Here is a 24,235-nt window from a genome sequence, read left to right as displayed (position 1 = left end):
GCGGCGTCGATCGCTACAGGAGGCGCTCCTGTCGAGGAAGCGTCAGGCGGGCGGTCGTGATGACGGCCTCCTCGTTGAGATCGCGGTCGACCACCTGCGCGTAGGACCGGCCCTGGTTCTGCGTGTTGCGCATGCGGACCACGTTCGGGAAGCGCCCGACCGCGCGCATGTCACCGAGCCCGGACAGGAAGATCAGCTGGATGCCGTTGGCGGCGGCGACCCGGCGCTGGAGGTCGAGGAACGCCACATAGTTCGCCGTGCCGAGCGGGTTGTCCATCGGCAGCGTGCCCAGGCCCGGCACGTCGGAGCCACGGTTCGCCGCACGCAGCCGGGCCAGCATGCAGAAGAGCAGCAGGCTGATGGTGACCTTCTCACCGCCGGACCACTTGCTCATCAGCTCGACCGGCTGGCGCTCCTCACCGAGCGTGGTCGACGGCTTCAGCACCCGCGCCACGAAGTTGCCCTTGCCGACCGCGGCCGACGTCGCCTCCCAGGCGAGCGTCATGCCGTCCGGGATCGGATCCTTGCGCTCGACCAGCTTGTCCACGAGCCGTTCGACGCGCGACCGCAGCACCGCGTCGCCGGTGTCCACGCTTGCGCGCGGGCCCACGTCCAGGAAGCGCCGGTTGGACAGCTGCTCGCCCAGCCCGCTCGGCAGCTGGGCGTGGTTCTGCGCGCGCTGCAACGTCTTCAGCGCCTCCCGCACCTCGGCGCACAGCGCGGTCACGACCAGGTGTTTGTCCTTGTCGATCGCGGACAGTTCGCCACGCAGCCCTTCCCGGTAGTCGGTGAGCCGGGCGGCCAGCGCCTCCGCGTGCGGTGCCAGCTCGTCGACGGTGTTCTCGGTCCGGAACCTGTCGCGCACCTCCGGGCTGACCACTGCGAACCGTTCCTGCGCCGCCCACCGGCCCAGGCGATGGCCGCCCGCGGTGAGCGCGCCGGCCGCGGCGGTCCGCGCCTGTTCCGCCTCGGTCAGCGCCCGACGCGCCGCGCGGACCTCGCGGTCGGCCTCGAACACCTCACCCGCGAAGGGCACGATGCCCGGTGGGTACGCCGTACCGTCGTCGATCAGATCGGTCGCGGCACGGTCGAGGTCCTCGGCGCGGCGGGTGGCGGCCTGGGCACGGTGCTCCGAGGTGGCGGCCGCGGTGGCGTGCGCGTCCGCCTCGCGTTGCTGCCGGTCCATGATGGTGCGCAGGTCACGGGCGCGCAGGTCCGCCTCGCCGGCCGTGTCGGGCGGGGTGATGATCGTGGCGGCGGCTTCCGGGCGGCGGGCCGTGGCGGCGGCGAGCACACGCTCGGCGGACTGGACGTCGGCACGCGCGGTGCCGGACATGATCAGCGCTTCGTCGTAGGCGTCTTTGGCGATGGCGGTGGAGCGCCGGACCGCCACCGGGTCCGCGGCCTCGGGGGTGTCGGCGAGCAGGTCGGCGGCGGCCCGTTCGGCGCGCCCGAAGGAGTCGATCTGGTCGTCAAGCGCGGCGAGCCGGTTGTTGATCTCGGCGATGGTGGCCTCGAGGGCGGACCCGGAGGCCTGTCGAAGGTAGGCCTCGTCCGCCGCCTGATACACGGCCTGGGCGTCCGCGAGCGTCGTCCCGCCCGGGTCCACCGTGCGGTTTCCAGCGGTGCGGCGCAGCTCATCGGCCCGGGAGCGGTAGTCGGCCGCCCGGGACTCCTTCTCCTCCGCGGCCCGGGTGGCCCGGTTCGCCGCGGTCGCGTGGGCCTGCTCCTCGGCGTGCGCGTCCCGCAGCGCCGCCTCCGCCTCCGCACGCGCGGCCGGGAGCCCGTCCCGTTCCGCGCGCAGGCCCGCGGCCACCGGCGCCCGCTGCACGATGTCCGCAAGCACACCCATCCGGATCGCCAGCGTGCGCCGCTCGGCCGCCCGCGCCTGACGGCGTTCCTGCAGCTCGGCGTGTTCGGTGTCAAGCGCGGCCCGGCCGTGCGCGAGCGCGGCAGCGTGGGCGTCCGCGTCGGCCACCTGCTCGTCGAGGCGCGCGATGCTCTCGTCCAGATGCTCCCGGCGCCCCGGCGGACACCTGTCGACAAGGATCAGCAGCCGGTCCTTGAGCGTCTTGTCCCGGTCCCGGCTGTCAGTCAACTCCTGGATCTGCTCACTGCGCGACCGCTGCCCGGCCCGCCGCCGTTCCGCCTCCGCCGCGCCCGCGGTCCGGTCGAACATCGCCTGTGCCGGCGCGATCACGAACCCGTCACCCGGCTCCGGCAGCTCGTCCACCACCTGCTGCAACGCGGCCGTGGTCGAGACGCGCACCGCGCTCGTCGGCCGCAACGCCGCCTTCGCCAGCGCGGCACGAGCCAATTCAAGATCCCCCGCCGCGGGTACGAGGAGGCCGCCGACCAGGTCCGGCGCGGCCGCGATCACCGGCGCCCACCGGCTGGGCGGCACCGCGTCGGCCAGGTGATGCCACCCGGTGATCGCCGGGATCCGCACGGCCGCCAGCACGTCCGTGGCCATCGCCAGATCAAGCGCGGCCGGCAGCAGCCCGCGCGCTGACTCCAGCGCCTGCGAGGCCCGGTGGTCCTCCACGTCCGCGACCGCGAGATCGATCCGCCGCCGGTCCGCGGTCAGGATCTCCTCGGTGAGCAGGTCCGCCAGCCGCCGGTGCTCGCCGATCGGGTCGATCCGGTCCGCCTCGGCGAGGGACAGGAGGCGGTGCTCGGAGGCGAGCGCGTCGATCTCCACGACGAGCGGCTCGCGCTCCGCGATAAGGGCGGCGCGGCGATCGAGGGCGGTGGCGCGGGTGCGGGCCAGCTCGGCGGCCTCGAGGTCCAGCTCCCGGCGGCGGGCGGCCAGCGCCTCGGCGGCGGCGGGGATCGTCTCCTCCAACTCGTGCACGACAGCGGCGTCGGCGTCGCGGGTGGCCTGGTAAGCGTCCTCGATCTCGCGGTCGGTGATCGTGCCGGCGGTGTCCGGGATCGCGCCGAGATGCCCCTCCGCCACCGCCGCTTCGCGCGCGGTCACGAACGCCGCGATCTGCTCGTCGATGGTCAGCAGCCGGGTGTCCAGTCCGCCCAGCAGGCCCTGCACCTCCCCCGCCGCCGCCCGCGCCACCGCGTGCGCCGCCGACGACCGCGCCGCGGACGCCCGGTGCTCGCCGGCCTCGGCGTCAAGCGTCACCGCCACCGCCCGGAGCACCGCGACAAGCAGCGCCGCCGCCTCCGCGCGGGCGACGCGGGCCGGTTCCGCACCGGCCTCGGCCTCCTCCTGGCGCTGCACCGCGCTGGCCAGTCGCCGGCTGGCGGTCAGGTGCTCCGCCAGCAGCGGCACTATCTGCCAGGCCGCGTGGTCAAGCGCGGAGCGCCGCACGTCGTCAAGCGCCTCCGCGTGCGCGCCGGTCGCCTCCGCATGACGCAGATGCGCGGCCCACCAGGCGTACTCCCGGATCTGCGCGTCGCTCGCCGCCACCTGCGCGAGCGCGGCCCGCTCCGATGCGCGATGCCCGGACGCCGCGGCGGACTCGGCGGCCACCCGCGCGCGGGCCTCGGCCGCGGCCGCCCGCAGGGATCCGGCGAGCGTGGCCGCGGCGTCACGGCGCAGTGCCACGGTGCGCTCCGCGTCGGTCACCTCGTCGCGTGCGCCGGCGAGCCGCTCCAATAGTCCGGTGGCCTCGTCGCAGAAGTCGACCTCGGCGCGCAGCCGTGGCTGGCGGGCGAGGCGGTCGCGGGTGGTACGCAGGATCTCGGAGATCTTTCCGGCCGAGCCCGGGTCGGTGACCAGGCTGAGCAGGTACTGCACGAACTCGTCAGCGGTCTTGAACGTGAAGTGGTGCTCAATGCCGCCCTCGGTCGAGTTGATCTTGAGGATGGCGGTGAACAGGCCGGGATCGAGGCCACGGTCGGTCAGCGCGCCGGCCCACCGCTCCTGCTTGGTGACCACGACCGGGTCGAGGTCGAGCGGCAGCGCCTCCAGCTCCTTGACGAACTCCTTGAAGTCCGCCGGGCGCCCGTCGCTCCTCGTGAACGGCAACGTCTCGATCTGGGTCGCGACGTCGATCGGGCTGAACGCGTACCAGCACTGACGCAGCCGGTCGTGCGCCGCGTTCGGGTCGGCGGGCTGTACGCGGTCGGCCCACTCGTAGACCGCGCCGGTGATCAGCCGGCGGCCGGACGGGTCCGCCCACTCGACCACCACGTGCGCGGTGTCCGCGCCGAGGATGCAGTCCTCCAGGTGACGGCCGGTGGTCGCGGTGGCGAGGAAGTCCCGGCGGTCCGGCCTGATCAGCGCGCAGACAAGCGCGATCAGCGTGGACTTGCCGCCGCCGTTGCGCATCCAGAGGATGGTGTCGAGCGGCGTGCCGTCCCGGCCGGTCAGCTCGATCGTGACGTCACGGAAGCGGGCCGCGGGCGAGCCGATCCGGTCGAGGACGATGCGGCGCATCTGCCAGAGGCGCGCGGGGGCCGCCATCAGGCCGCCTCCTGCCGCCGCCGGTCGCGCAGCGCCGCTAGCGCCTCGCCACCGGCCACGTCCGCGACCAGAAGACGAAAACGATCAGTCAGCTGGTACGACGTGGGCCCCATCTGCGGCATCACCCGGGCGGCGCCGCGGTCGACAAGCCAGCCCAGCACCTCGGCGATCGCGAACTGGGTGCAGCCGCGCGCCGGTCCGGGCTGGCGGTCCTTGGGTTTGAACGACGGCATCCGCTGGTAGACAGTGGCCGCGATCCGGGCCTGCCCGTCGACAGTGCCCTCGTCGCCGGGCAGCGCCGCGACCTGCTCGATCGAGTCCCGGACGAACGCGTCGAGCGCCGCCACCTCGACGAGTTTCACGTCCGTGCTGTCCAGGTCGAGCTGACGGGGGAACGCGTACGCCGCGATGCCGAGCACGATCAGCCCGGCGACAAGCTTGTCGTCAGCGGTCATGGCGGTGCTGCGCAGGTCGCTCATCCGGACCGCGAAGACGCTGTGCGGCTGGGTGGTGAGCACGATGCCGCCACGGCTCGGCGCGCCGAGCACGGTCAGGCCGAGCCCGCCCGCGACCGCCTCGACCGTGTCGCGGAAGTCGGTGTTGCTGCGGAAACGTTCCAGCAGCACGCCGTAGGGGTTCGCGTCCGTGGGCCGGGCGCCGGCACGCAGCCCGTACGCGACCAGCTCCGCGGCCGCGCGCACGTCCTCCAGCGGCACCGTCACCGCGGGTCCTCCTCGCTCAGGGCTTCTTCGTTCGGGGCTTGGTTCAGGGCTTCGTTCGGGGCTTCGCCAGGCGTGAACCGGACGAGCAGGTCGTCGCCCCAGGCCACCGGCGTGTCGATGGTGGCGCCGCTGTGCTCCACGGTGAGCGACGCGACAAGCGCGGTCAGGCCGCCGTCGTCCTCGTCGCCAGGCGTATCCGCGGCACCGTCCGGCGCGTACGCCCACAAAGCGGACAGCAAGATCAACTCTATCGCATCCCGGGCCTCGTCCCCCGGCAGGTCCACCGCGGACACCAGCGACGACAGCGACGCGGGCCGGTCACCGGCGGTGCGCAGGATCCGCTCCGCGGCCGCGATGACCACCGGCGGGTACGACTGCAGGTCCACGCCGTCGGCCTCACCGGGGCGCTCCGGGTCGAACTCGTCCGGCTCCGGCGCCCGCGGCGGCGCGAGCAGCGCGTCGACCAGGCCGTCCAGGTGCAGCAGCCGGGGCACGCGCAGCCCGAGCACCCGGTCCCCGAACGCCTCGGTCACCGGCGCCGCATCCACGTCCGGCAGGCGCAGCACGGGGTGGAACAGTTCCTTCTCCGGGTCAAGCAGGCGCAGGTGGACCGGGCGGGCGAACACCTGGCTGAGCTGCGCCTGGATGAAGACGGTGTGCGCGCTGCCGACCCGGGAGGCGAGGTCCAGGTGCACCTGACGGATGCGGCGCAGCGTCTCCACAAGTTCGCCGGACGCCTGCCGTACCGCCGCGTCGGTTTCGGTGTCGATTCCGGCCGCGACGTGGTTGAGCACGTCCGCGTCCTCGGCGACCCGTGACTCCACGTGCTCGCGGGCGCGCTCCAGCCGGCGCGGCACGTCGACGCTCCAGTCGACGGCGCGCACGTCCCGCCGGGTCGCGTCCATCAGGTCCGTCAACGACGCTGCCATCGCCACCGACACGCGCTCGGCCTGCGCGGCCGTCCGGCCCGCCGCCTCGAACCGCCGGTCCCGCAACTGGCGCCGCAACACCACCGAGAACGCGGCTTCGGCGTCGTCCACGTCCAGGTCGAGCCCGCTCAGGTAGAGCATCACCGCCTGCGGCGTGGCCTGCACAATCGCGCCGTCCGGACTGTCCTGCAGCTGGAGCAGCCGGAACGCGAAATCCTCGCGCCTGCCGTCGTCGTCAGTGAACACGTAGACGAACGCCCGCTGCCCCTCCGCGTCGTTGAGCAGCCCCTTGATCACCCACCGGGCCGCCTCCGCACACGCCTCCCGCGGCGCGCCCGGCACCATCCGCACCGCCAGGTCAGCGATCGACTCCAGCAGCTCACCGAGCGTCACCTGCCGCGCGAACCCCATCGACGCCACCGCGATGTCCACCGCCGCAAGCGCAAGCTGCCGCAGATCGAACCGCCGGTCGTCAACGTTCGCAAAAGCTGCGTTCCGCACCAGCCGTGCCACCGGATCGGTCAACACCAGCGCCCGCCACCGCCCCCGCCGCGACGCCTCCGCCGAGGGCGACCGCCGCGCCCCCGGGTCCCGCTCCCCCGCCTCCACCAGCACCGACATCCCTCACCCCCGGTCACCGTCCACGCCAGCCGACCAGGCTAGCCGAGCCACGACGCCCCGGGTCAGCGGCGTGCCGCCGGCCGGCCCTCAGGGCGTCGGGCACACCATTCGACACCTACGACATCGCCGGCCGCCACCGGCACGTGCACTACCCGCCACGATCATCGTGGAATGAGGTACTCCGCACCGCACGCCTCCGCGAGCGACGCACCGAAGAGACCCGTCGGGGTGTAGGCGCCCGGCCGCCCCTCCCCCGCCAGCAGCCTGCGGACCACCTCGGCCGGGACCGCACCCGTCCAGGACTGGGCCTCGCCGAGGCGGAGCCAGCCCTCCCTGGTGGTGCCGTCCGCCCAGCGCACGACCGCGTGGCCCCACGAGTACTCACGCGGGCGCGGGCGGGCGCCGAACCGTACCGCGGCCAGCCGGCGCTTCACGGCGTTCCGCAACGGGCCGATCCCCAGCAGCGTGGTGACAAGCGGCAACACAGCACGCACGGCCGGGGACGACGGCGCCTCGCTGGACGCGGCGACCACGTCGGGCGCGCCGCTGGCCCGCTGGGCGGCCAGTAGCTCGCCGAGCGGCATGCTCGCGGTCGTGACCGTCACGCCGTCCGGCAGCGTCAGCCGGGCCGCATCGCCGGCGAGCCACGTGGGAACCAGCCGCCCGCCGCGGTAGGCGCGGCCCTTGCGCAGGCCGCCGCCGGCCAGCCCGTCGAGGATGGTGGCGGCCAGAGCCTCGCCGAACACTCCCGCCTCAAGCGACAGCGACGGCACCATGTCGACCCGGACGCGCACGGGCGCCGGGCGGTCCTCGCAGAGCTTCACGACGACGCTCTCGGTCGCGGTGACGCCGAATCCGGCACCGGTCACCACCGTGCGGCCGGCCTCGGTGGCCGCCGCGCCGAGCGCGAGCGTGGCCGCGACCGCGTCCAGATCGTTCGCGATGTCGACATAGTGACTGAACGGCAGACACGCCCGGATCAGCGTCCCGGCCGTGCCGGCGAACGGCCCCGCCGTGTTGACGACCACGGTCGGCCGCTGCCGCCTGATCTCCGCCGCCATCTCCTCGATCGACCCGGTCACGATCACCCGATCCCCTCCGCCGGCCCCAGCGGCATTCCCGGTCCCACCGGCGTTCCCGGCCCCAGCGGCGTTCCCGGCCCCAGTGGCGGCGCCGGCGCCGCGGTTGCTCAGGACGGCCGCAGTGCCTCCCGCAGCCTCGGCCGCCGCGGCCAGCCGACCGGCGTTCCGCCCGACCAGCACCGGCCGGATGCCGTGCCCGCGTAGCGCGTCCGCGATCGCCCGGCCACTGCGGCCCGCGCCGCCCAGAATCCACACCTCGGTCATGAACATCCCTCTTCGCAGTGACGACATGCAGTGTCGTCACCGTACCGCTAACGACACGAGATGTCATCACTAGACTGGCACGGTGAGCAGATGGCCATCGGACGGGCGGGAACGCCTGCGGCAGGCGGCGCTCGAACTCTTCGCCGAGCAGGGCTTCGCCGCGACGACAGTGCCGGAGATAACCGCCCGGGCCGGGCTGACCACGCGCACGTTCTTCCGTCATTTCCCGGACAAGCGCGCGGTCCTCTTCGTCGACGAGGACGAGATCTCCGAAATGGTGGCCCGGCTGATGGCCGAGGCGCCCGCCGCCGTCGAGCCGATGGCGCTGATCCGCGACGGCCTGCGCGTGCTCGCCGAGACCCGCTTCGAGGGACGCAGACCGGAACTGCGGGCCCGGCGCGCGCTTGTCGCCACCGACGCCGGCCTTCAGGAACGCGACCTGCGCAAACGCGCCGCCATGGCCGAAGCGATCCGCACCGGCTTCCTCACCCGGGGCATCGACGCCTCCCGGGCCGCACTGCTTGGCGAGGTCTGCGCGACAGTCCTGAGCCTCTCCATCGAGGAGTGGCTGGACAGCGACGACCCCCGCACGCTCGACCACGTCGTCCAGGCCACCTTCGACACGCTGCGCGCGGAGCTGGGCTGATCCGGCCCCGCCCACCAGCGGGTCACGAAAGACCAGACATCAAAGGCTTCTCTTCCCACCCTGTGGGTGGTGCTGCCCGCACGCTCCCGCGGGCACCGGCCCCGCCGCTGGTCACCAAAGACCCCCGGCGACAACCGCCCGGTGGCGGGGATTGAGCTGCCGCCACGCGCCGGCGCAAGATCCTTAACCGAAGACCCCGCTCCCCCAGCGACACCGCCCGGGGGTAGGCAACGACATGCCGCCACGCGCCAGCACAAGATCCTCGCGGCTCCAGCAGCCCCTATTACTGTCCACAAAGGGCCCCCAGAGCCGCAAGGATCTTGAAGCCACGCCACGCGCCGCCTTAATGCCACGCCACGCGCCCGCCTTCTGGAGTCTCGGGTTGGAGTGCGAGTCAGGCACTCCGTGCCCGAAATTTCGTTGTATAGAAGCTTCTAACGCACCCTCACCCTGACCGCGGAAGGTCAGTTAACGCCACGCCACGGGTGCGGACCGAGGTAACTGCGGACCGAGGTAACTGCGGCGTGGGTGGGCGCAAGGGCCGGCATCGAGGCCGCGAGTTCCGCAGGTGTGCGGGTCTGTCGCGGCACTTCGGCAGGTCTCAGGGCCGGGCATGAACGCGGAGCTGTACCGGATCCGCATATGTCAGGACACGGCTCGCGCTCGCGACCCGCGTCAGGTGGAGATCCGCGATAAGTGCACAGGCTCGTGCGCTACGCGCCGGATATTTCCTTATTTGAGTGCCTTCCTGTGCGTTCTTCCTGACGCCGAAGGGTCAGGAAAGGCCCACGTCAAGATCCTTGCGGCTCTGGTGGCCCTTATCCGAGCGCAATAAGGGCCACCAGAGCCGCAAGGATCTTGCATCCCGCCAGATGGACGCGAGATCCCACACAACGAACCCATCTCGGCGCGGAGCGCCCGAGCTGCCGTGACCCCGGCCCGGCGACACGCGAGAGCCAAGATCGACTGATCCTTCGGCAGCTCCCGGCTTCGCTGCCGACCCTTGCGGCCACCCAGACCGAGACCAACCGCCCCACCCGCCAGCCCTCAGCCTCGGTGCCAGCCCTTGCGACCGCCCAGACCGCCGCCGCCCAGACCAGCCACCGCTCAGACGATGACCGTGCTGCCCCCGCGTGCCGCGAGACCGCCGACCAGCCGGAACGCCCCGGGCGGTGCCACCTTCGGCGACCTCGATCCGATCGCGGCCTCGGAGGTGCTGCGCGAGGCCCACCGCCTGGCGGGCTAGGGTCTGTTTCCACAGCACCGGAGGAGGATCGTGTCCCGCTTCGCGCCCGTGCCGCTGCCGTCCGGCAGACCCGAGCTGATCACCGCCGAGGTGCGGGCGTGGCTCACCGCCCCGCCGCTGCGTGAGCTGGTGGCGGCGTTCGGCGGGGATCTTCCGGACGCCGGGGTGGAGACGTGGCTTGACGACTTCTCCGCGCGGCACTGGGACTTCCGCCGCGCCGGGAACGTCGAGCGTGACCAGGTCCGCCCGCCGGATTTCGATCACCTGACGGCCGCCACGGTGCGGGCGGCCGCTACCGCGCTGGGGCTGGCCACGGCCCGGCCGCCGTCCCGGGGGCACTACGACCACGTGCTCATCCTCGGTGGTCTGGGCCGCGCCTGTCTGCAACGGGTGGCGTACACGGCGGCGCTGTTCGAGGCCGGGCTCACCGCGGGCCAGGTGGCCGCGCTCGGCAGCTTCCGGCCGCTGTCCGGCGCCGAGCGTGCGGAGCCGGGCCTCGCGGACGCCACACACGAGGTGGACGCGATGGAGGTCGCGGTGCGAGCCGCGTTCGGCGTCGCGCGGCAGCCGGAGGTCGAGTGCGAGGACGGCGTGTTCGGGCACGATTCGTGGGCGGTCCGGACGTTCGGCGGCGCGCCGGAGGTGCACGTGCTGGCCGCGCCGTCGAGCGACCCGGAGAGGCGGCGGGCGCACACGCCGGACACCTACGACTTCTGGGCCCGCCGCTTCCGGGTCGACGCCGGGCAGCACGTGCTCGTCGTGACCTCACCGATCTATGTGCCGTTCCAGCACTGCGACGCGATCCGCATGCTGGGCCTGCCGTACGGCTGCGTGGTCGAGACCATCGGCTTCGACCCGGTGCGGGCCGTGCCGCCGCAGCCGCCGGCCGCGTCCGGCACGGACCGCTACCTTCAGGAGATCCGTTCCGCGGTGCTGTCCATGGGGCGCCTGCTCAACGCCGGCTGATCAGCACTCCTTGTAGATGTAGGTCCCGCTGCCCGGCGCGGTGACAAGCTTGTCGCGGCGGACGACGGAGATCTTGGAGCCGACCGCGCTGCACGCGGCGGAGTATGCGGAGTCCTTGTATTCGATCGCGACCACGTTCGCGCCGTACACGTCCGTGTAGTCCTCGCACTCGCTCCACTCGCCGCACTGCTCCGCGACCGCGAAGTCGAGCCCGGCCGCCTTGCCCGCGGTGCCGAAGGCTGTGGTGTTCTTCTGGGCGATCGCCAGGCCCTTGGTGTGTGCGCGGGTGGCGATCAGCTTGATGAAATCGAGTGCGTTCTGCTTGGTGAGCAGGTTCTCGGAGCGGTCGTAGGAGTCCTGGTTGTCCGGCTCCACCGCGTTGAAGCCCTTTGTCGCGCAGCCGTCGATCCAGCCGCCGACGATGTTCGCGACCGCGGTGCGCTTGGCGGAGGTGGACACGTCGAGCAGGATCTCGTCCCACTCACCGTCCACGACGTACTGGCCGGACTTCTTGAGCAGCAGGTCGTCGTGGTTCGACTTCCACCACTCGGCCTCGCTCGGCTGGGTCTGGAACGCGTTGACGTAGCAGATGTTGTAGAGGCCGGTGGCGGGCGCGGCCTCCCGGTCGCGGCTGACGACCTTCACGCCGCTCGGGGGCTCGTAGACGCCGCCGATCTGGTAGTCGAACTTCGCGTTCGCAGTGGGCGGCGTGATCGCGGCGGCGGACGCGTCAGGCGCGCCGGCGACGACGAATCCGGTGGTCACGGCCGTGGCGGCGGTGACGGCGAGCGCGCCGAGAAGACGCGCGCGGGTGGTGATGGCCACTGGTAGATCTCCAGATGGTCGGTGGCGGTCCGCCCCGCCTCGGACGCGTTGCGCCCTGGCGACCTGGTGCCGGACTTGTGCTTATTACCGGCTGAGCAAGACCGCACTTCTACCGATATTTCACGCTATCGACCGCAAACATGTCAATAGTTCGTATTCGGACTAATGCCCTCCACCCCTTCAACGCGGTGGGCCCGGCCTGCTGCTGCACCGGCCCGGACACAAAAAAATCCGGCCCGCGGATCCCTGAGGGACCCACGGGCCGGAGCCCTTCGTCACCTACCGCATGCCGAGACGACTACGCACCTGGCTGGTCATCGACGGCTTGCCGCCGCCCAGCCGGCTCATCATCGACGGCTTCTTCCGGGACGGCATCCGCGACGGAAGACCGCTCACCGCCGCACGCACCTTCTGCACCCGCGTCTGCGGCTTGCGGGCCGCACGCATGCGCATCACGACCGCGGCCGCACCGGCGAGGGCGATCGCCACGGCCGCCACCGGCGCCGGGTTACGGCGCACAGCCTCACCGGTCTTGCGAGCCGCCTCCGGCGTGGCGGCGACGGCCTGGCTGACACGGCTCGAGTCGGCCTTCCCGTTCATCGCGGGGATGTCGTGGACAAGGCTGCCGTTGCTGGTCATCACTTACCTCCACGGTGAATTGTGCTCTGCCGGAACTCTTTCCCGATCTCGCGCATTCCAACCGTGAGCCGGCCCTCAGATCATGAACGGGTGGCCTCGATGGCCTCCCGGAACACCCGCGAGCGGTGTGCGAAGTTGTCGTAGCGGCCGTAGCTCGCGGCCGCGGGCGACATCAGCACCACGCCGCCGGCCGCGGTCCGCTCACGCCCGAGGCGTACCGCGTCATGCATGTCCTGGGCTTCGACAGTGGAGATCGTCGGCACGTCCGCGACCAGGGAGAGGATCATCGGGCCGCTGTCCGGAATGCCGATCAGCGTGGCGTTGACCTTGTTCTCCAGCAGGTAGTCGCGCAGCGGCGTGTAGTCCACACCACGATCGTCCCCACCGACGATGACGCTCAGTGGCCGGTCCGCGAAGTTCTCGATCGCGTGGATCGTCGACTGCGGGATCGTGGAGAGCGAATCGTCCACGAACGTCAGCCCCGACGGATCCTCGATCGGCTGCAGCCGGTGCTCCAGCCCGGCGAACCCGCGCAGCGCCGCCGCCAGCTCCGCCCGGGACGCGACACAGTCGACACCCGCCGCCTCGAGCGCCGCGAGCGCCACACACAGGTTGCTCTCGTTGTGCCGGCCGAGCAGCGCCAGATCCGCACGCGGGAACAGCGCGTCACCGGCCCGGAAGAACCAGCGCTCACCGTCCGGCCCCGGCGCGACGTGGAAGCCGTCCGGCAGCCCGGCCGCGACAAGCGGCAGCCCGGCCCGCCGCCCGAACTCGTCGACAAGCCGCGCGTCCTGCCCGTTGAAGACGACCGCCTCCGCGCCGTGCATCGCAATGTTGAGCTTGCCGCGGAAGTAGGCGGCCTCGCCGCCGAACCAGTCCAGATGCTCCGGGAACAGCGAGGTCACCACCGCGACCCGCGGAGAATCATCAAGATCTGCACATTGGTACGCGCTGAGCTCCATCACATAGGCCGGCGCCTCCGGCATGGCCAGCGCCGCGATGCCGATGTTGCCGCCCAACTCGTTCGGCCGGCCCGCACCGGCCAGCAGCGCATGGATCAGGCTCGACGTGGTGCTCTTGCCCTTGCTGCCGGTCACACCCACTGTCACGCTCTTGTTCGCGGACATCCACAGCGCGGTCCCGCTCGTCACCACGCCACCTTTGGCCCGATGCGCGACGATCCACTGATGCACGTCCGGAATGCCTGGCGAACGCACGATCACGTCGATCTCCGCCAGCTCCCGGAGCGCGTCCTCACCGGAGAAGAGCGGCGCGACCTCCGCAAGCGTCCCGGTCCAGTTCGTGGCCAGGTAGTTAGCGGTGTCCTGCACGGTGATCAGCCGCTCCGGCCCGGCCGGCGCGATGGCCTCGACCGCCGCGATCCCCTCCCGCCCTGTCCCCCAGACCGCCACCCGGCGTCCCCGCAGCTCCCGCAGCTCCACGTCACTCCCCAGCGCTGTTCCGCACCCCCGGATCTCCCGAGGCGATCCTGCTGAACATAGGACATGCCCCGCCCACCCCACCGCAGCAGCCCTCCGCACACCTCGCCCGCCGCTTCCCATCCGTTCCGAAAGACGCGAAAGCAGGATCAAAAGCGCAGGTCAAACGCTATTTTCCCACTCTGCGGATGGTGCGGCCCGCACGCTCCCGCGGGCACCGGTCGTCGCCCAGGGCTCCTCCCTTCCGGCCCCGCCGCCGGCCGGCCTTCAACCAGGCGCCGCGTCACGGCGCGGCGAGGAGCAACAGCGTCCGGGCTTCAACCGTGCGACTACCACCGCGGGTAATGCGACTACCACCGTGGGTAAGAGGCGCCGCGACGCCGCTTCAACCGCGGCTCTCACGGCGCGGTGAGGAGCACTGCCTCCGGGGTTAGTGTGAGTGCGGCGCCTGCCTCCGCCGAGGCGGAGACCTCACCGTCGGTGACCGTGACAAGCGTCAGCGTGCTGCGGGAGAGGCCAGCAGCGGCAAGCATCGTGGGATTGCCCTGGTCGGCGGCGGCCGGGACGGGGGTGGTGGCGCCACCCCGAACGGCCACCTCTCCGGTGCCCGCGCCCTGAGCGGTGACACGCAGGAACGCCCCGCCGATCCGATCGAACGGAACACCGGCCAGACCGGCCGCCGGGATCACGGTCAGCTTCTCCGCCTCCGCGCCGACGTCCTCACCCGACACGCCCCCGTCACCCGCGCCGCTCGGACCGGCCGTGCCGCTCTTGTCAGCCGCATCGGTCCTGTCAGCCGCACTGCTCGGGACACCCGCACCACTCGGACCGGTCGTGCGGCTCGGGTTACCCACGCCGTCAGGGCCGGCCGCGCCACTCGGGCTCGCCGACTCGCTTGGGTTGGGCGATTCGCTTGGGCTGGGCGGGGGGACCAGGACGATCAGGCCCTCGGCCGACTGCGGGGCGTCGGGGCCGGTCACGTAGCCGACCAGGTCGGCGCGGAGTTCCGTACCCGCCTCGTAGTGGATTGTGATCTTGTCGCCGTCGAGGGGGACGAGCATCAGGCCGCCGCGGGTGCGGTCGGCGCCCTTGGTTGCGGACCAGAAGAGCTCCTGGCGGTCCTCGTCGCCGGCGCGGACGAAACCGCCGTCGACGCCGACGTCCGCGGCGACCTGGAGCAGCACGGCCGAGACGGACTTGCCGGAAAGTTCGAGGACGGCGTCGAGCGCGAGTTCCTTCTCATGACCCTCGGTCGCCTTGACCAGGCGGAAGATCTCGCGCGACGGGACCGGGACCACCCGGCCGTCCGTCGCTGAGAACGACGGTGTCAGCGTGCCGGCCAACTGGACCACGAGCCGGCCGCCGGCCTCGTCGCGGACGCGGAGCGCACCGTCGCCGGCGATCGGGACGATAAGCGTGCTGCTGGTCTGGCCGCCCGGGCCGGCCAGCCGCATCGCCGGAATCGTGCCCGCCGACGACGTCACGGTCACGGCGCCGGCCCGGGTCGCGTCAAGCGCGGAGACGGCAAGCACGACGGCCGTGCTCGCCTCCGCCACGTCGAGCAGGGACACGTTGACCTCGGCGCCGGGTTTCAGCGGCTCGCTGGACCGGTTGTCGAAGAGGGACTGCGGGCCTGCCGGTTCGAGCCGGTTGGAGGCGATCGCCCGTGCTGCATTGGTCAGCGGAACGTCCGGATCGCGGCCGTTCTCCTGACCGGCGACCGGGGGTGCACCGGTGCGTGCGCTGTCGTCCGCGAGCAACAGGCGGGTACCGGCCAGCGCCACCCCCGCGCCGACCAGCACCGCCACCCCCACACCCACGATCCGTACCGTCACCCGCCGCACCATGAACCGCCTCCGCCTCGCCGTGCCGCGAACCCCGGACCCCCCGTGCGGTCCGGGACCCGCTCACCCCGCCGCTCCCAATACGGTGAAAAGTCACAACCGGTTCTCCACCCTGCGTGGGTACGGGCGAGTCGCCCCATCCACGGGACGGATCGACGGGGTCGTATTGTGGCGAGTGTGACCGATGGCGAGCGCACACCGGAACCGGGTATGCGCCCTGACCTGCCCGATCCCGTTTTCGAGATCGACGACGAGGAACTTCCGGACTTCCCGGAGACGCCGCCGCCATATCGATCGTCGCCACCGGCCGGCACGCCGGTCCGGGAGACGGCGACCACCCCGCTTCCGGATGCCGGGACGGCGCCGCCCGAGTACTGGCCGGAGCCGCCGAGGGAGCGGGTCGAGTCCGAGTTGGAGCCGCCGAAGGGACGCAAGGGCTGGAAGAAGCGCGGCAGAACCATCCCGCCAACACCCACCCAAGCGCCACCACCGGTTCAGCCGCTGTCGGTGCAGCCGATGCAGGCCCAGTCGCCGCTGGCACAGCCGATGTCGGCCCATCCGCCGCAGGCCCGATCGCAGCAGTCAGCCCAGGCGGGCTCGCTGCCGGCCCCGCCACCCGCTCGGCCGGGCTCGTTGCCGCCACCGGCCCGGCCGTCGACTGCGCCGTTGCCGCCAATGCCGGCGCCAGATCAGCCCGGTGCACGGCATTCACAGTCGCGCTCCCTCCCCGTACCCGCGGATGGGTCAAGGTTGTCCCGGCGCCCGTGGGCGCTGCCGCTCGCGGCGCTGGCTGCTGCCGCGGCGCTGACCGCCGGGGTACTGGTGGTGGACCGGGCGCTGACGCCGCCGAACCCGTTCCTGGAGGGCGGCACGGAGTTCGCCGCGACCGGGGACGGTGGGGTGTCCGGGACGGTGCGGCTGGTGCCGACCGGGACCGGCACGGGCGTGGTGCTGGAGCCGGAGAACCTGCCCGCGGCCGAGGTTGGCGACTACTACGCGGCATGGCTGCGCGCGCCGGACGGGCGGACGGTGCCGCTCGGCTCGTTCACCGAGCGGCGGACCGGCATTCCGATCTTTCTGTGGAGCGCGGTCGACCCGGCCGATTTCCCGGAACTGATGGTGACCGAGCAGTCCGAAAACGATCAGCCCGCGCCGACCGGTGCCGTGGTCCTCACCGCCCGCCTGGGCTGAGCCGCGGTGCGGTAAGTCGGATCACAGACCCCGCTCAGCGTGGCGGATGCGGCGCATATGGGACCATGCCGCCTATGTCGCGCCCGCTCCTGGAAGTCATCGCGCTCGGCCCCGCCGACGCCCGCCGTGCCGCCGAGGGCGGCGCCGACCGGATCGAGCTGGTCAGCGACATGGACTCGTCCGGTCTGTCGCCGGATCCGGCAACGGTCGAGGCGGTCCGCGCGGCAGTCGACATCCCCGTCCGGGTGATGCTCCGCGACCGGGACGGCTTCGCCCCGCACGATCTGACCGCGCTGCGATCGGTCGCGAAGACGCTGCGCGGTGCGGGCGCCACCGAGTTCGTTCTGGGCTTCCTCTCCCCCGGCGGCGGCGTCGACCTGCCCGCGGTCTGCGAGCTGCTTGACGTGCTGGACGGCGCGCCGTGGACGTTCCACCGCGCGATCGACCACGCGGCCGACCGTGTTGCGGCCTGGTCCACGCTGCGCGGCCTGCCCGGACTCGACTGCGTGCTCACCGCAGGCGCGCCGTCCGGCGTCGGGGACGGCCTCGACGTGCTCGCCTCGGAGGCGGCGGCCGGCGTTCCGGTGCTGGCCGGCGGCGGTCTGCGCCCCGCTCACGTGGCCCCGCTGCGCGCGGCGGGCGTGACCGCGTTCCACACCGGCGGCGCGGTACGGCCGGACGGGCGCTGGGACCTGCCGGTCGAGCCCGGACTGGTCGCGGAGTGGCGCGCCACGCTCGCCTGAAGAATGGCCTGCACACACTGCGGCGGGGCTCACGGGCTGGCCGCGTTTGCGCTGGGGCAGGGTGGGCACGACACCGTCACGGCGCTGCTGGTGCCGCTGCGGTCCGGGTGAGAGGAACGATGACGATGCTTGCGGTCGCGGCGCAGGTGCTGCTCGGGCTGATTCTGGTGGGTACCGGGACCGGGCACCTGACGGTGCTGCGCGAGGAGTTCCATGCGCAGGTGCCGGCCTGGGTCCCGCTTGACGCCGGGTTCGTGGTGATCGCGTCCGGGGTGGTGGAGGTGCTGCTCGGGCTGGCGTTGCTCAGCGTGTGGCGGCAGCCGTACCGGGCGGTCGTGGGTGCGGTGGTTGCCGCGTTCTTCGTGGCGATCTTCCCGGGGAACGTCGCGCAGTTCACCGGGCACCGGGACGCCTTCGGCCTGGACTCGGACCTGGAGCGCGGTGTCCGGCTGCTGTTCCAGCCGCTGCTCGTGGTGTGGGCGCTGGCCGCGACGCACGTGCTGCGGACCTGGCGCGCCTACCGCCGGCGGGACAGTCCGGCGTAGTCGTCCGCGTCGAACGGCACGCCCTTCAGTGAGGCGATCGCGGCCAGGACCTTGATCTGCCCGTCCAGCCCGCCGCACCGGTAGACGCCGTCGTCGCCGACGCTGCGGACGTACTCGTGGAAGTAGCCCTTCGCGACGAACAGGCTGCTCGCCACGTGCCACAGCACCTCGGGTGCGGACCGGAAGACCTGGCCCGGGTCGTCGATCAGGTCGACGACGAGCAGCGGGCGGTCCGGCGTCGCCATCGTCACCGTGTCGGCGAGCGCGACCATCTGGTGGGCGGGGCGGCGGGGAACGAGTTCAAGCGCGCTGACCGGACTCAGCCCGGCGTACCGCGGGTCGTCGACGAACGTGAACGCGGCGGACACCAGATCCCCGCCGGGCGGGTACGCCACAGCCTTCCGGACCCTGTCCCACGCGTCCGGGTCTGCGAAGTCGGTGCGCACGACAAGCGTGCTCTCGGTGACAGGCAGCATGTCCGCAATGTAACAACCGCCCGTCCCCCAGCGGCGCGAAACGGACGACTCCAGCCGGCGGAGGGCGGCCGGATGGGTTCGCCGTGCGACTCATCGCCGACGGGTGAGCGGGCAAGCCGGTTCCGGACCCCGGCTTGCCCGCCACCGGTCAGTGACTCACGCTCTCCGAGGACGACGAAGACGACGAGGACGACGCCGTCGTCTCCGGCGTCTCGGTGACGGTGCGTTCCAGCGCCGCCCCCTCCACGTCAAGCACCGGCAGCCAGCTCAGCCAGGACGGCAGCCACCACGCCGCACGCCCGAGCAGGCCGAGCGCGGCCGGGACCGCGATCATGCGGACGATGATCGCGTCGAACAGGATGCCGATGGCCAGGGCAAACGCGATCGGCTTGATCGTGTCGTTGCCCTCCGGGACGAAGCCGGCGAAGACCGCGAACATGATCGTCGCAGCCGCCACCACCACCGGAGCCGCCTGCTTGAAGCCGGTGATCACGGCGTCGCGCGGGGAGGCGCCGTGGGCGTGGGCCTCGTGCATGCGGGAGACCAGGAAGACCTGGTAGTCCATGGCGAGGCCGAACAGGATGCCGATCACGATGATCGGCGAAAGGCTGAGCAGCGGCGCCTCGACGTCCGTGTTGACGATCTGGTTGAGCCAGCCCCACTGGAAGACCGCTGTGGTGGCGCCGAGCGCGGAGCCGATGGTGAGCAGGAAGCCGAGAACGCCGATGACCGGGACGAGGAGCGACCGGAAGACCAGGATGAGCAGGATCAGCGCGAGGCCGACGACCAGGATCAGGTAGCGGGGCAGCGCCTGGTCGAGCTTCTCGGAGACGTCGACGCTCACCGCGGTCTGGCCGGTCACGTAGATCGCGTCGTCGCCTGTCGCGTCCACCGCGTCCCGCAGCGAGTGGACCAGGTCCTTGGTCTCCTGACTGTCCGGTTCGGACTTGGCGATCACGGTGACCAGCGCGGCGGTGTCGTCGGGCCGGGCACCGCCGAGCGCGGCAAGCGCCACGTCGTCGAGTCCGCCGAAGGTCGCGGCGATCGAGGTGGCACGGGCGGTCGCGCCGGGTCCGTCGACGAGCACGACGAGCGGCCCCGTGAACCCCGGACCGAACTTCGTGGAGATCAGCTCCTGCGCCTTCTCCTGCGTGCTGCCGGGGGGCGCGGGCTGGATGAGCGTGGTCTGCATGGAGAAGAACGGGATCGAGACCACGCCGAGCACCACGACCGCGGCCAGCAGGCTCAGCGTACGGAACCGGGTGACGGTGTCCGCCCACACGCGGTAGACCGGCCGGGCCGGCACCTCCGTGGCACCGGCGGCCCGCAGCTTCTTCGGCAGTGCGCGCCGCCCGACGAAGCCGAGCACCGCGGGTACCAGCGTGATCGCGATCAGCACGGCCACGACGATCGTGGCGGCCGCGGCGATACCCATCTCGGTAAGGAACGGGATGCCCGCGATGGAGAGGCCGGCCAGCGCGATGACGACGGTGATGCCGGCCGTGACGACTGCGGATCCGGCCGTGCCGACGGCCAGGCCGGTGGCGGCCTCCGGGGTACGCCCGTGCAGCAGCTCATGCCGGTAGCGGGTGACGATGAACAGCGTGTAGTCGATGCCGACCGCGAGACCGAGCATGACCGCGAGGATCGGCGTGGTGGACTGCAGGTCGACGAAGCCGCTGAGCGTGGTGATGCCGAGCGCGCCGATGCCGACGCCGACGACCGCGGTGAGCAGGTTCATGCCTGCCGCGACAAGCGAGCCGTACGTGATGGCGAGCACGACAAGTGCCACGACCACGCCGATCGCCTCGGCCGGTCCGCCGATGTCCGCGCCGCTCTCCTGGCTGGCCTCGCCGCTGACCTCGGTGTTCAGGCCGCCGTCGCGCGCCTCGGCGACCGTGTCGAGCAGCGCCTCGCGCTCCTCCACGGTGATCTCCGGCGCCGCGACCTTGTAGGTGACGGTGCTGTAGGCCGCGCTCAGGTCAGGGGAGACGGTGGGGCGCTGCGGTTCGAGCGGGTTGCTTGCGCTCTCCACGCCGGGCAGCGCGCCGAGCTTCTGCACGTACGCTGTGATCTGCGCGGCCGTGGCCGGGTCGCTTACCTTCCCGCCCTCCGGCGCCGCGATCACGACCTGTGCGGTGCCGCCGGACCCGCCGCCGAACCGCTCGTCGATCAGGTCGAGCGCGGTGGTCGACTCCTGGCCGGGGATGCTGAACGAGGTGGACATGGTGCCGGCCAGCGTGGCCGCGCCGACACCTGTGCCGATGAAGACCAGCAGCCAGACGATGGTGACCGTCCACCGGTGCCGGAACGAGCCCAGCCCGAGGCGATGAAGGAATGTTGCCATGCCGTTGGTTCCTCTCCAATAACGTTCAGCGCGAATGGCCGAGCGCGTCGTAACTGGCCGCGATCAGGTGTTCCCGGAGCTGCGTGCGCGGTTCGAAGTCGCTGAGCGCCACCACCGGGATGACGATCGCGCCGAGCGCCGCGATCACCCGGACCGCGCGGCCGAGGTCACCGTCCTGGTCCCGGCCGATGCCGAACGCGGTGAGCAGCGGATCCGCGATCATGCCGATCTCGTCCCGGTCGTCCTCGGCCGAGGCGCGGCTGAACATGGCGAGCGTGAGCGACATCAGCCCCGGGCTGCTGAGTCCGAGGTCGACGAGCCCGGCCAGCAGCAGCCGGTCCCGTTCCGGCCCGACCGGCAGCTCCTCGACGCCGGCGATCTCGTGGATCACGCCCGCACACTTGCCGATCGCCGCGTCCCAGATCGCCCCCTTGCTGGGAAAACGATGCAGCAGCCCGGTCTTCGAGTACCCCGCCGCATCAGCGATCCGCTGCACCGACGTCTCCGCGAACCCGTGCCTGGCGAAGAGCGCCGCCGCATGCTCGAGGATCTCTTCGTCGATCTCTTCCTTGGTCTGTCGCGGCATAGGACCAACCTAGTCCGTACCGGACCACACTGGTCCGCACCCGACCGTAACGGTCCTCACATTCGTCGCCCGATTTATGCTCTCATTCCAGACAAGTCAGACAAGCAATATGCCCAAAGGCCAGATCAAGATCATCCAAAGGCCGCCACGGTACGACAGCGGCGCGCCCACCCCGGCCTGCGAAGCGAATACCTCTGACTGCGCGGTTCCGCCTCCGGGTCGTACCGTGGCGGCGTTCGATCTTTGATCTTCGGCATCATCCGGGGTGAGCCGTCAGGAGCGAAAAAGCGCTTTCCCCCGGCACCTATCCTGCGGGCATGAGACTTGAGCTCGTGACGCCGGCCAATTACCAGGCGGCGCTGGCGCTGTCCGTGCGCGACGATCAGCAGGGGCTTGTCGCACCGGTGGTGAAGTCGCTTGCGGAGGCGTATGTCTTCGGGGAGACGGCCTGGCCGCGATTGATCTACGACGGAGACCGGCCGGTCGGGTTCGTGATGGCGTTCATCGATCTCGCGTGGGACGACGACGAGTCGGACCGGCGCTCCGGCCTGTGGCGGCTGCTCATCGCGGCGGACGCGCAGGGCCGGGGCTACGGCCGGTTCGCGGTCGACGCGGTCACCGAGGAGCTGCGGTCGCGTGGCATCGACCGGACCTATGTCACGTTCGTGCCGCGGGACGGCGGGCCGGAGCCGTTCTACCTCAGGCTCGGGTTCGTCAAGACCGGCGAGATCAGCGAGGGTGAGACGGTCGCGGTACGGACGCTGCGTCAGGGACCGGGGGTGCCACCGCCGGATCCGGCCGCGCCAGGAACTCCCGCGCGCCCCGCAGCCTGACACTCAGCCGCTCCTGAGTCCAGGCACAGTCCAGGCGGAGGTCGAGCGGGCCGGGCGGCCCGGTCTCCGCGCGCAGGCCGGGGTGCAGGGTGGTCTCGTCCAGCCCGTCCCGGCGGCAGATGAGCCGGGCGAGTTCGTAGCGGCTGATCGCGTCCGCGCCGGCGACGTGGTGGATGCCGGTGTGCTGCCCCCGGCCCAGCTCGAGCAGCGCGGCCGCGAGGTCGGCGACGTGGATCGGGAGGCGGATGTCGTCGGTGAACAGCACCCGCTGCCGCACGTTGCGGACATGCGCCACCTCCCCCTCGCCGATGATCAGCGAGGTGCGCGCGATGACCGCGTCCGGCAGGAGGCCCCGGATCGCCAGCTCGGCCGCGGCCTTGGCGGCGCCGTAGGGCGTGGTCGGGTCCGGCGTGCTGCGCTCGTCGTAGGTCGTCGCGTTCCCGGAGAAGATCGCGTCGCTGGAGACGTGCACGAGCCGCGCGCCGGTCCGCGCCGCCGCCGCGGCCACGTGCATCGCGCCGTCCGCGGTGATCGCCCAGTCGTGCTGCCGATAGGCCGCGTTGATGATCAGCCGCGGTTGCAGGCGGTCGACAAGCTCCGCCACCGCGGCACGGTCGCGGATGTCCAGGCGGTGGCGGTCGCGGAGGTCCAGGCGGTGGCGGTCAGGCGCGTCCGGCGGACTGCTGTGGTAGGTGGCGGCGGCGCCCGGCCCCGCCTGCGTCACGATCTCGCGCCCGAGCAGGCCACTGCCACCCACCACCAGAAGATCCACTCCGGTACGGTACCCCGCCTGCCCGACCACCCGGCGAGTCCGGATCTCCCCGGCGACCGCGCGGCGGTGTCACGTCACGGAAGGAGTACCACCCGGCCGAACGCCTTGCGCTCCTCGATGTACCGGTGCGCCGCCTCGGCCTCGGAGAGCGGGAACTCCCGGTCCACCACCACTGTCAGCTCGCCCGCGGCGATCCGGGCGATGAGCCGCTCGACGAGCGCGCGTACCCGCACCGGGTCGTGCTGCATCTCGGCCGCGAGGTAGACGCCGTTGAGCGACGCGCACTTGGCCATCAGCGGGCGGATCCGCGGCGTGTGGTCCTCCCGGCCCGCCTCGCCGATCCAGCTGATCCGGCCGCGGTGCGCCAGCACCTCGATGCTGTGTTCGAGCGTGCGCCCGCCGACCGGGTCGAGCACCAGGTCCACGCCGCGGCCGCCGGTGATCTCCCGGACCCGCGCGACCACGTCCTCGGTCCGGTAGTTGATCGCGTGGTCGAGGCCGTACCCGGCCAGCCGGGCCAGCTTCTCGTCGCTTCCCGCGGTGCCGATCACCGTCGCGCCGGCCGCCTTGGCGAGCTGCACCGCGGGGATGCCCACGCCACCGGCCGCGGCCTGCACAAGGACTGTCTCCCCCGCGCGCAGCCTGCCGAACTCGAACAGGCAGTCGTCCGCGGTGGCGAACTCGACAAGGATGCCGGCCGCGACGCGTGCGTCCATGTCGTCCGGGACCACGTAGACGTTGCGCTCCTTCACCGCGGCCAGCTCCGCGTGCGAGCCGGACGGCATGAACGCGACCACCCGCTGCCCCTCGCGTACGCCTGTGACGCCGCCGCCGAGCGCGACCACGGTGCCGGCCGCCTGGTAGCCGACGATGTGCGGCGCGGCAGTGATCGGGGCCAGTTGCCGGTGCAGCAGGTCACCGCCCTGTACGCCGATCGCCTCGACCCGCAGCAGCACCTCGCCGTCCGCCGGTACCGGGTCCGGCACGTCCTCGTACCGGAACACCTCGGGTCCGCCGTTCTCGTAGTACACCGCTGCCTTCATGGCCTGCCTCTCCTCGATCGACTTGTCGACTTCCCAATCATCCGTTCTACCCC

The 24,235-nt window shown here is 72.0% G+C and carries 20 protein-coding genes; 7 read left to right on the top strand and 13 right to left on the bottom strand.

All coding sequences use genetic code 11. The features are described 5' to 3' along the window. Positions 1 to 13 precede the first annotated feature (13 nt). From ACIA8K_RS18580 to ACIA8K_RS18565, 4 genes are all read right to left on the bottom strand, one after another. Positions 14 to 4,423, bottom strand: coding sequence for a hypothetical protein (locus ACIA8K_RS18580; protein ID WP_396060401.1), 4,410 nt, complete (start codon positions 4,421 to 4,423; stop codon positions 14 to 16). Beyond that, positions 4,423 to 5,145, bottom strand: coding sequence for a hypothetical protein (locus ACIA8K_RS18575; protein ID WP_396060398.1), 723 nt, complete (start codon positions 5,143 to 5,145; stop codon positions 4,423 to 4,425). Before ACIA8K_RS18575 ends, ACIA8K_RS18580 begins: the two co-directional genes overlap by 1 nt. Further along, positions 5,142 to 6,695, bottom strand: a complete 1,554-nt coding sequence (locus tag ACIA8K_RS18570) for a hypothetical protein (RefSeq protein ID WP_396060395.1) — start codon at positions 6,693 to 6,695, stop codon at positions 5,142 to 5,144. Before ACIA8K_RS18570 ends, ACIA8K_RS18575 begins: the two co-directional genes overlap by 4 nt. Before the next feature lie 161 nt (positions 6,696 to 6,856). Then, positions 6,857 to 8,041, bottom strand: a complete 1,185-nt coding sequence (locus tag ACIA8K_RS18565) for a hypothetical protein (RefSeq protein WP_396060392.1) — start codon at positions 8,039 to 8,041, stop codon at positions 6,857 to 6,859. Between the two features lie 82 nt (positions 8,042 to 8,123). Here ACIA8K_RS18565 and ACIA8K_RS18560 point away from each other — a divergent pair, with 82 nt between their 5' ends. From ACIA8K_RS18560 to ACIA8K_RS18550, 3 genes are all read left to right on the top strand, one after another. Continuing rightward, positions 8,124 to 8,687, top strand: a complete 564-nt coding sequence (locus ACIA8K_RS18560) for a TetR/AcrR family transcriptional regulator (protein ID WP_396060390.1) — start codon at positions 8,124 to 8,126, stop codon at positions 8,685 to 8,687. 1,114 nt (positions 8,688 to 9,801) lie between these two features. Then, the gene (locus ACIA8K_RS18555; RefSeq protein WP_396060387.1) at positions 9,802 to 9,933 is read left to right on the top strand and encodes a hypothetical protein; all 132 of its coding nucleotides are present in this window, start codon (positions 9,802 to 9,804) and stop codon (positions 9,931 to 9,933) included. Between the two features lie 30 nt (positions 9,934 to 9,963). Beyond that, positions 9,964 to 10,899, top strand: a complete 936-nt coding sequence (locus ACIA8K_RS18550; RefSeq protein WP_396060383.1) for a hypothetical protein — start codon at positions 9,964 to 9,966, stop codon at positions 10,897 to 10,899. On the opposite strand, the gene ACIA8K_RS18545 is transcribed toward ACIA8K_RS18550, so the two are convergent. The 4 genes from ACIA8K_RS18545 to ACIA8K_RS18530 form a co-directional block, all read right to left on the bottom strand. Further along, positions 10,900 to 11,724, bottom strand: coding sequence for an endo alpha-1,4 polygalactosaminidase (locus tag ACIA8K_RS18545; protein ID WP_396060380.1), 825 nt, complete (start codon positions 11,722 to 11,724; stop codon positions 10,900 to 10,902). A gap of 279 nt (positions 11,725 to 12,003) precedes the next feature. Then, entirely contained in the window at positions 12,004 to 12,363 is a 360-nt protein-coding gene (locus ACIA8K_RS18540; protein WP_396060377.1) for a hypothetical protein, read from the bottom strand. An 80-nt stretch (positions 12,364 to 12,443) separates the two neighbouring features. After that, positions 12,444 to 13,805, bottom strand: a complete 1,362-nt coding sequence (murD, locus tag ACIA8K_RS18535; protein WP_396060374.1) for a UDP-N-acetylmuramoyl-L-alanine--D-glutamate ligase — start codon at positions 13,803 to 13,805, stop codon at positions 12,444 to 12,446. A gap of 395 nt (positions 13,806 to 14,200) precedes the next feature. Next, entirely contained in the window at positions 14,201 to 15,649 is a 1,449-nt protein-coding gene (locus ACIA8K_RS18530) for a hypothetical protein (protein WP_396060371.1), read from the bottom strand. Positions 15,650 to 16,396: 747 nt separating this feature from the next. Here ACIA8K_RS18530 and ACIA8K_RS18525 point away from each other — a divergent pair. From ACIA8K_RS18525 to ACIA8K_RS18515, 3 genes are all read left to right on the top strand, one after another. Next, positions 16,397 to 16,837 (top strand): anti-sigma factor, encoded by a 441-nt coding sequence (locus ACIA8K_RS18525; protein ID WP_396060368.1) that lies wholly within the window; start codon positions 16,397 to 16,399, stop codon positions 16,835 to 16,837. A 74-nt stretch (positions 16,838 to 16,911) separates the two neighbouring features. After that, positions 16,912 to 17,580, top strand: coding sequence for a copper homeostasis protein CutC (locus tag ACIA8K_RS18520; protein ID WP_396060365.1), 669 nt, complete (start codon positions 16,912 to 16,914; stop codon positions 17,578 to 17,580). Positions 17,581 to 17,699: 119 nt separating this feature from the next. After that, entirely contained in the window at positions 17,700 to 18,125 is a 426-nt protein-coding gene (locus ACIA8K_RS18515; RefSeq protein ID WP_396060362.1) for a hypothetical protein, read from the top strand. Here the strand turns inward: ACIA8K_RS18515 and ACIA8K_RS18510 are convergent. The 3 genes from ACIA8K_RS18510 to ACIA8K_RS18500 all read right to left on the bottom strand — a co-directional run bounded on the left by ACIA8K_RS18510 (position 18,098) and on the right by ACIA8K_RS18500 (position 21,534). After that, on the bottom strand, positions 18,098 to 18,601 hold the full coding sequence (locus ACIA8K_RS18510) for a DUF6924 domain-containing protein (protein WP_396060359.1): 504 nt from the start codon (positions 18,599 to 18,601) through the stop codon (positions 18,098 to 18,100). The two genes, ACIA8K_RS18515 and ACIA8K_RS18510, sit on opposite strands and share 28 nt — an antisense overlap. 148 nt (positions 18,602 to 18,749) lie before the next feature. Then, on the bottom strand, positions 18,750 to 20,948 hold the full coding sequence (locus ACIA8K_RS18505; RefSeq protein WP_396060356.1) for an MMPL family transporter: 2,199 nt from the start codon (positions 20,946 to 20,948) through the stop codon (positions 18,750 to 18,752). A gap of 25 nt (positions 20,949 to 20,973) precedes the next feature. Further along, entirely contained in the window at positions 20,974 to 21,534 is a 561-nt protein-coding gene (locus tag ACIA8K_RS18500) for a TetR/AcrR family transcriptional regulator (RefSeq protein WP_396060353.1), read from the bottom strand. Between the two features lie 317 nt (positions 21,535 to 21,851). Here ACIA8K_RS18500 and ACIA8K_RS18495 point away from each other — a divergent pair, with 317 nt between their 5' ends. Further along, on the top strand, positions 21,852 to 22,367 hold the full coding sequence (locus ACIA8K_RS18495; protein WP_396060350.1) for a GNAT family N-acetyltransferase: 516 nt from the start codon (positions 21,852 to 21,854) through the stop codon (positions 22,365 to 22,367). Here ACIA8K_RS18495 and ACIA8K_RS18490 read toward each other — a convergent pair. Together ACIA8K_RS18490 and ACIA8K_RS18485 are read right to left on the bottom strand one after the other, a co-directional pair. After that, positions 22,264 to 23,139 (bottom strand): SDR family oxidoreductase, encoded by an 876-nt coding sequence (locus ACIA8K_RS18490; RefSeq protein ID WP_396060347.1) that lies wholly within the window; start codon positions 23,137 to 23,139, stop codon positions 22,264 to 22,266. The genes ACIA8K_RS18495 and ACIA8K_RS18490 overlap by 104 nt on opposite strands. Positions 23,140 to 23,213: 74 nt before the next feature. Next, positions 23,214 to 24,182: a zinc-binding alcohol dehydrogenase family protein gene (locus ACIA8K_RS18485; protein WP_396060344.1), complete on the bottom strand. Its 969-nt coding sequence runs from the start codon at positions 24,180 to 24,182 to the stop codon at positions 23,214 to 23,216. Positions 24,183 to 24,235: the final 53 nt, after the last annotated feature.

The organism is Catenuloplanes sp. NPDC051500, assembly GCF_044454585.1.
GTDB lineage: Bacteria > Actinomycetota > Actinomycetes > Mycobacteriales > Micromonosporaceae > Catenuloplanes.
This window is presented reverse-complemented; position numbering and strand designations above follow the sequence as displayed.

Bases quoted from the DNA above. Each gene is read 5' to 3' on its own strand.
- ACIA8K_RS18510 (WP_396060359.1), bottom strand. From the start codon at position 18,601: ATGCTGCCTGTCACCGAGAGCACGCTTGTCGTGCGCACCGACTTCGCA.
- ACIA8K_RS18515 (WP_396060362.1), top strand. From the start codon at position 17,700: ATGACGATGCTTGCGGTCGCGGCGCAGGTGCTGCTCGGGCTGATTCTG.
- ACIA8K_RS18580 (WP_396060401.1), bottom strand. From the start codon at position 4,423: ATGGCGGCCCCCGCGCGCCTCTGGCAGATGCGCCGCATCGTCCTCGAC.
- ACIA8K_RS18530 (WP_396060371.1), bottom strand. From the start codon at position 15,649: ATGGTGCGGCGGGTGACGGTACGGATCGTGGGTGTGGGGGTGGCGGTG.
- ACIA8K_RS18565 (WP_396060392.1), bottom strand. From the start codon at position 8,041: ATGACCGAGGTGTGGATTCTGGGCGGCGCGGGCCGCAGTGGCCGGGCG.
- ACIA8K_RS18555 (WP_396060387.1), top strand. From the start codon at position 9,802: ATGACCGTGCTGCCCCCGCGTGCCGCGAGACCGCCGACCAGCCGGAAC.
- ACIA8K_RS18540 (WP_396060377.1), bottom strand. From the start codon at position 12,363: ATGACCAGCAACGGCAGCCTTGTCCACGACATCCCCGCGATGAACGGG.
- ACIA8K_RS18485 (WP_396060344.1), bottom strand. From the start codon at position 24,182: ATGAAGGCAGCGGTGTACTACGAGAACGGCGGACCCGAGGTGTTCCGG.
- ACIA8K_RS18520 (WP_396060365.1), top strand. From the start codon at position 16,912: ATGTCGCGCCCGCTCCTGGAAGTCATCGCGCTCGGCCCCGCCGACGCC.
- ACIA8K_RS18495 (WP_396060350.1), top strand. From the start codon at position 21,852: ATGAGACTTGAGCTCGTGACGCCGGCCAATTACCAGGCGGCGCTGGCG.
- ACIA8K_RS18505 (WP_396060356.1), bottom strand. From the start codon at position 20,948: ATGGCAACATTCCTTCATCGCCTCGGGCTGGGCTCGTTCCGGCACCGG.
- ACIA8K_RS18570 (WP_396060395.1), bottom strand. From the start codon at position 6,695: ATGTCGGTGCTGGTGGAGGCGGGGGAGCGGGACCCGGGGGCGCGGCGG.
- ACIA8K_RS18500 (WP_396060353.1), bottom strand. From the start codon at position 21,534: ATGCCGCGACAGACCAAGGAAGAGATCGACGAAGAGATCCTCGAGCAT.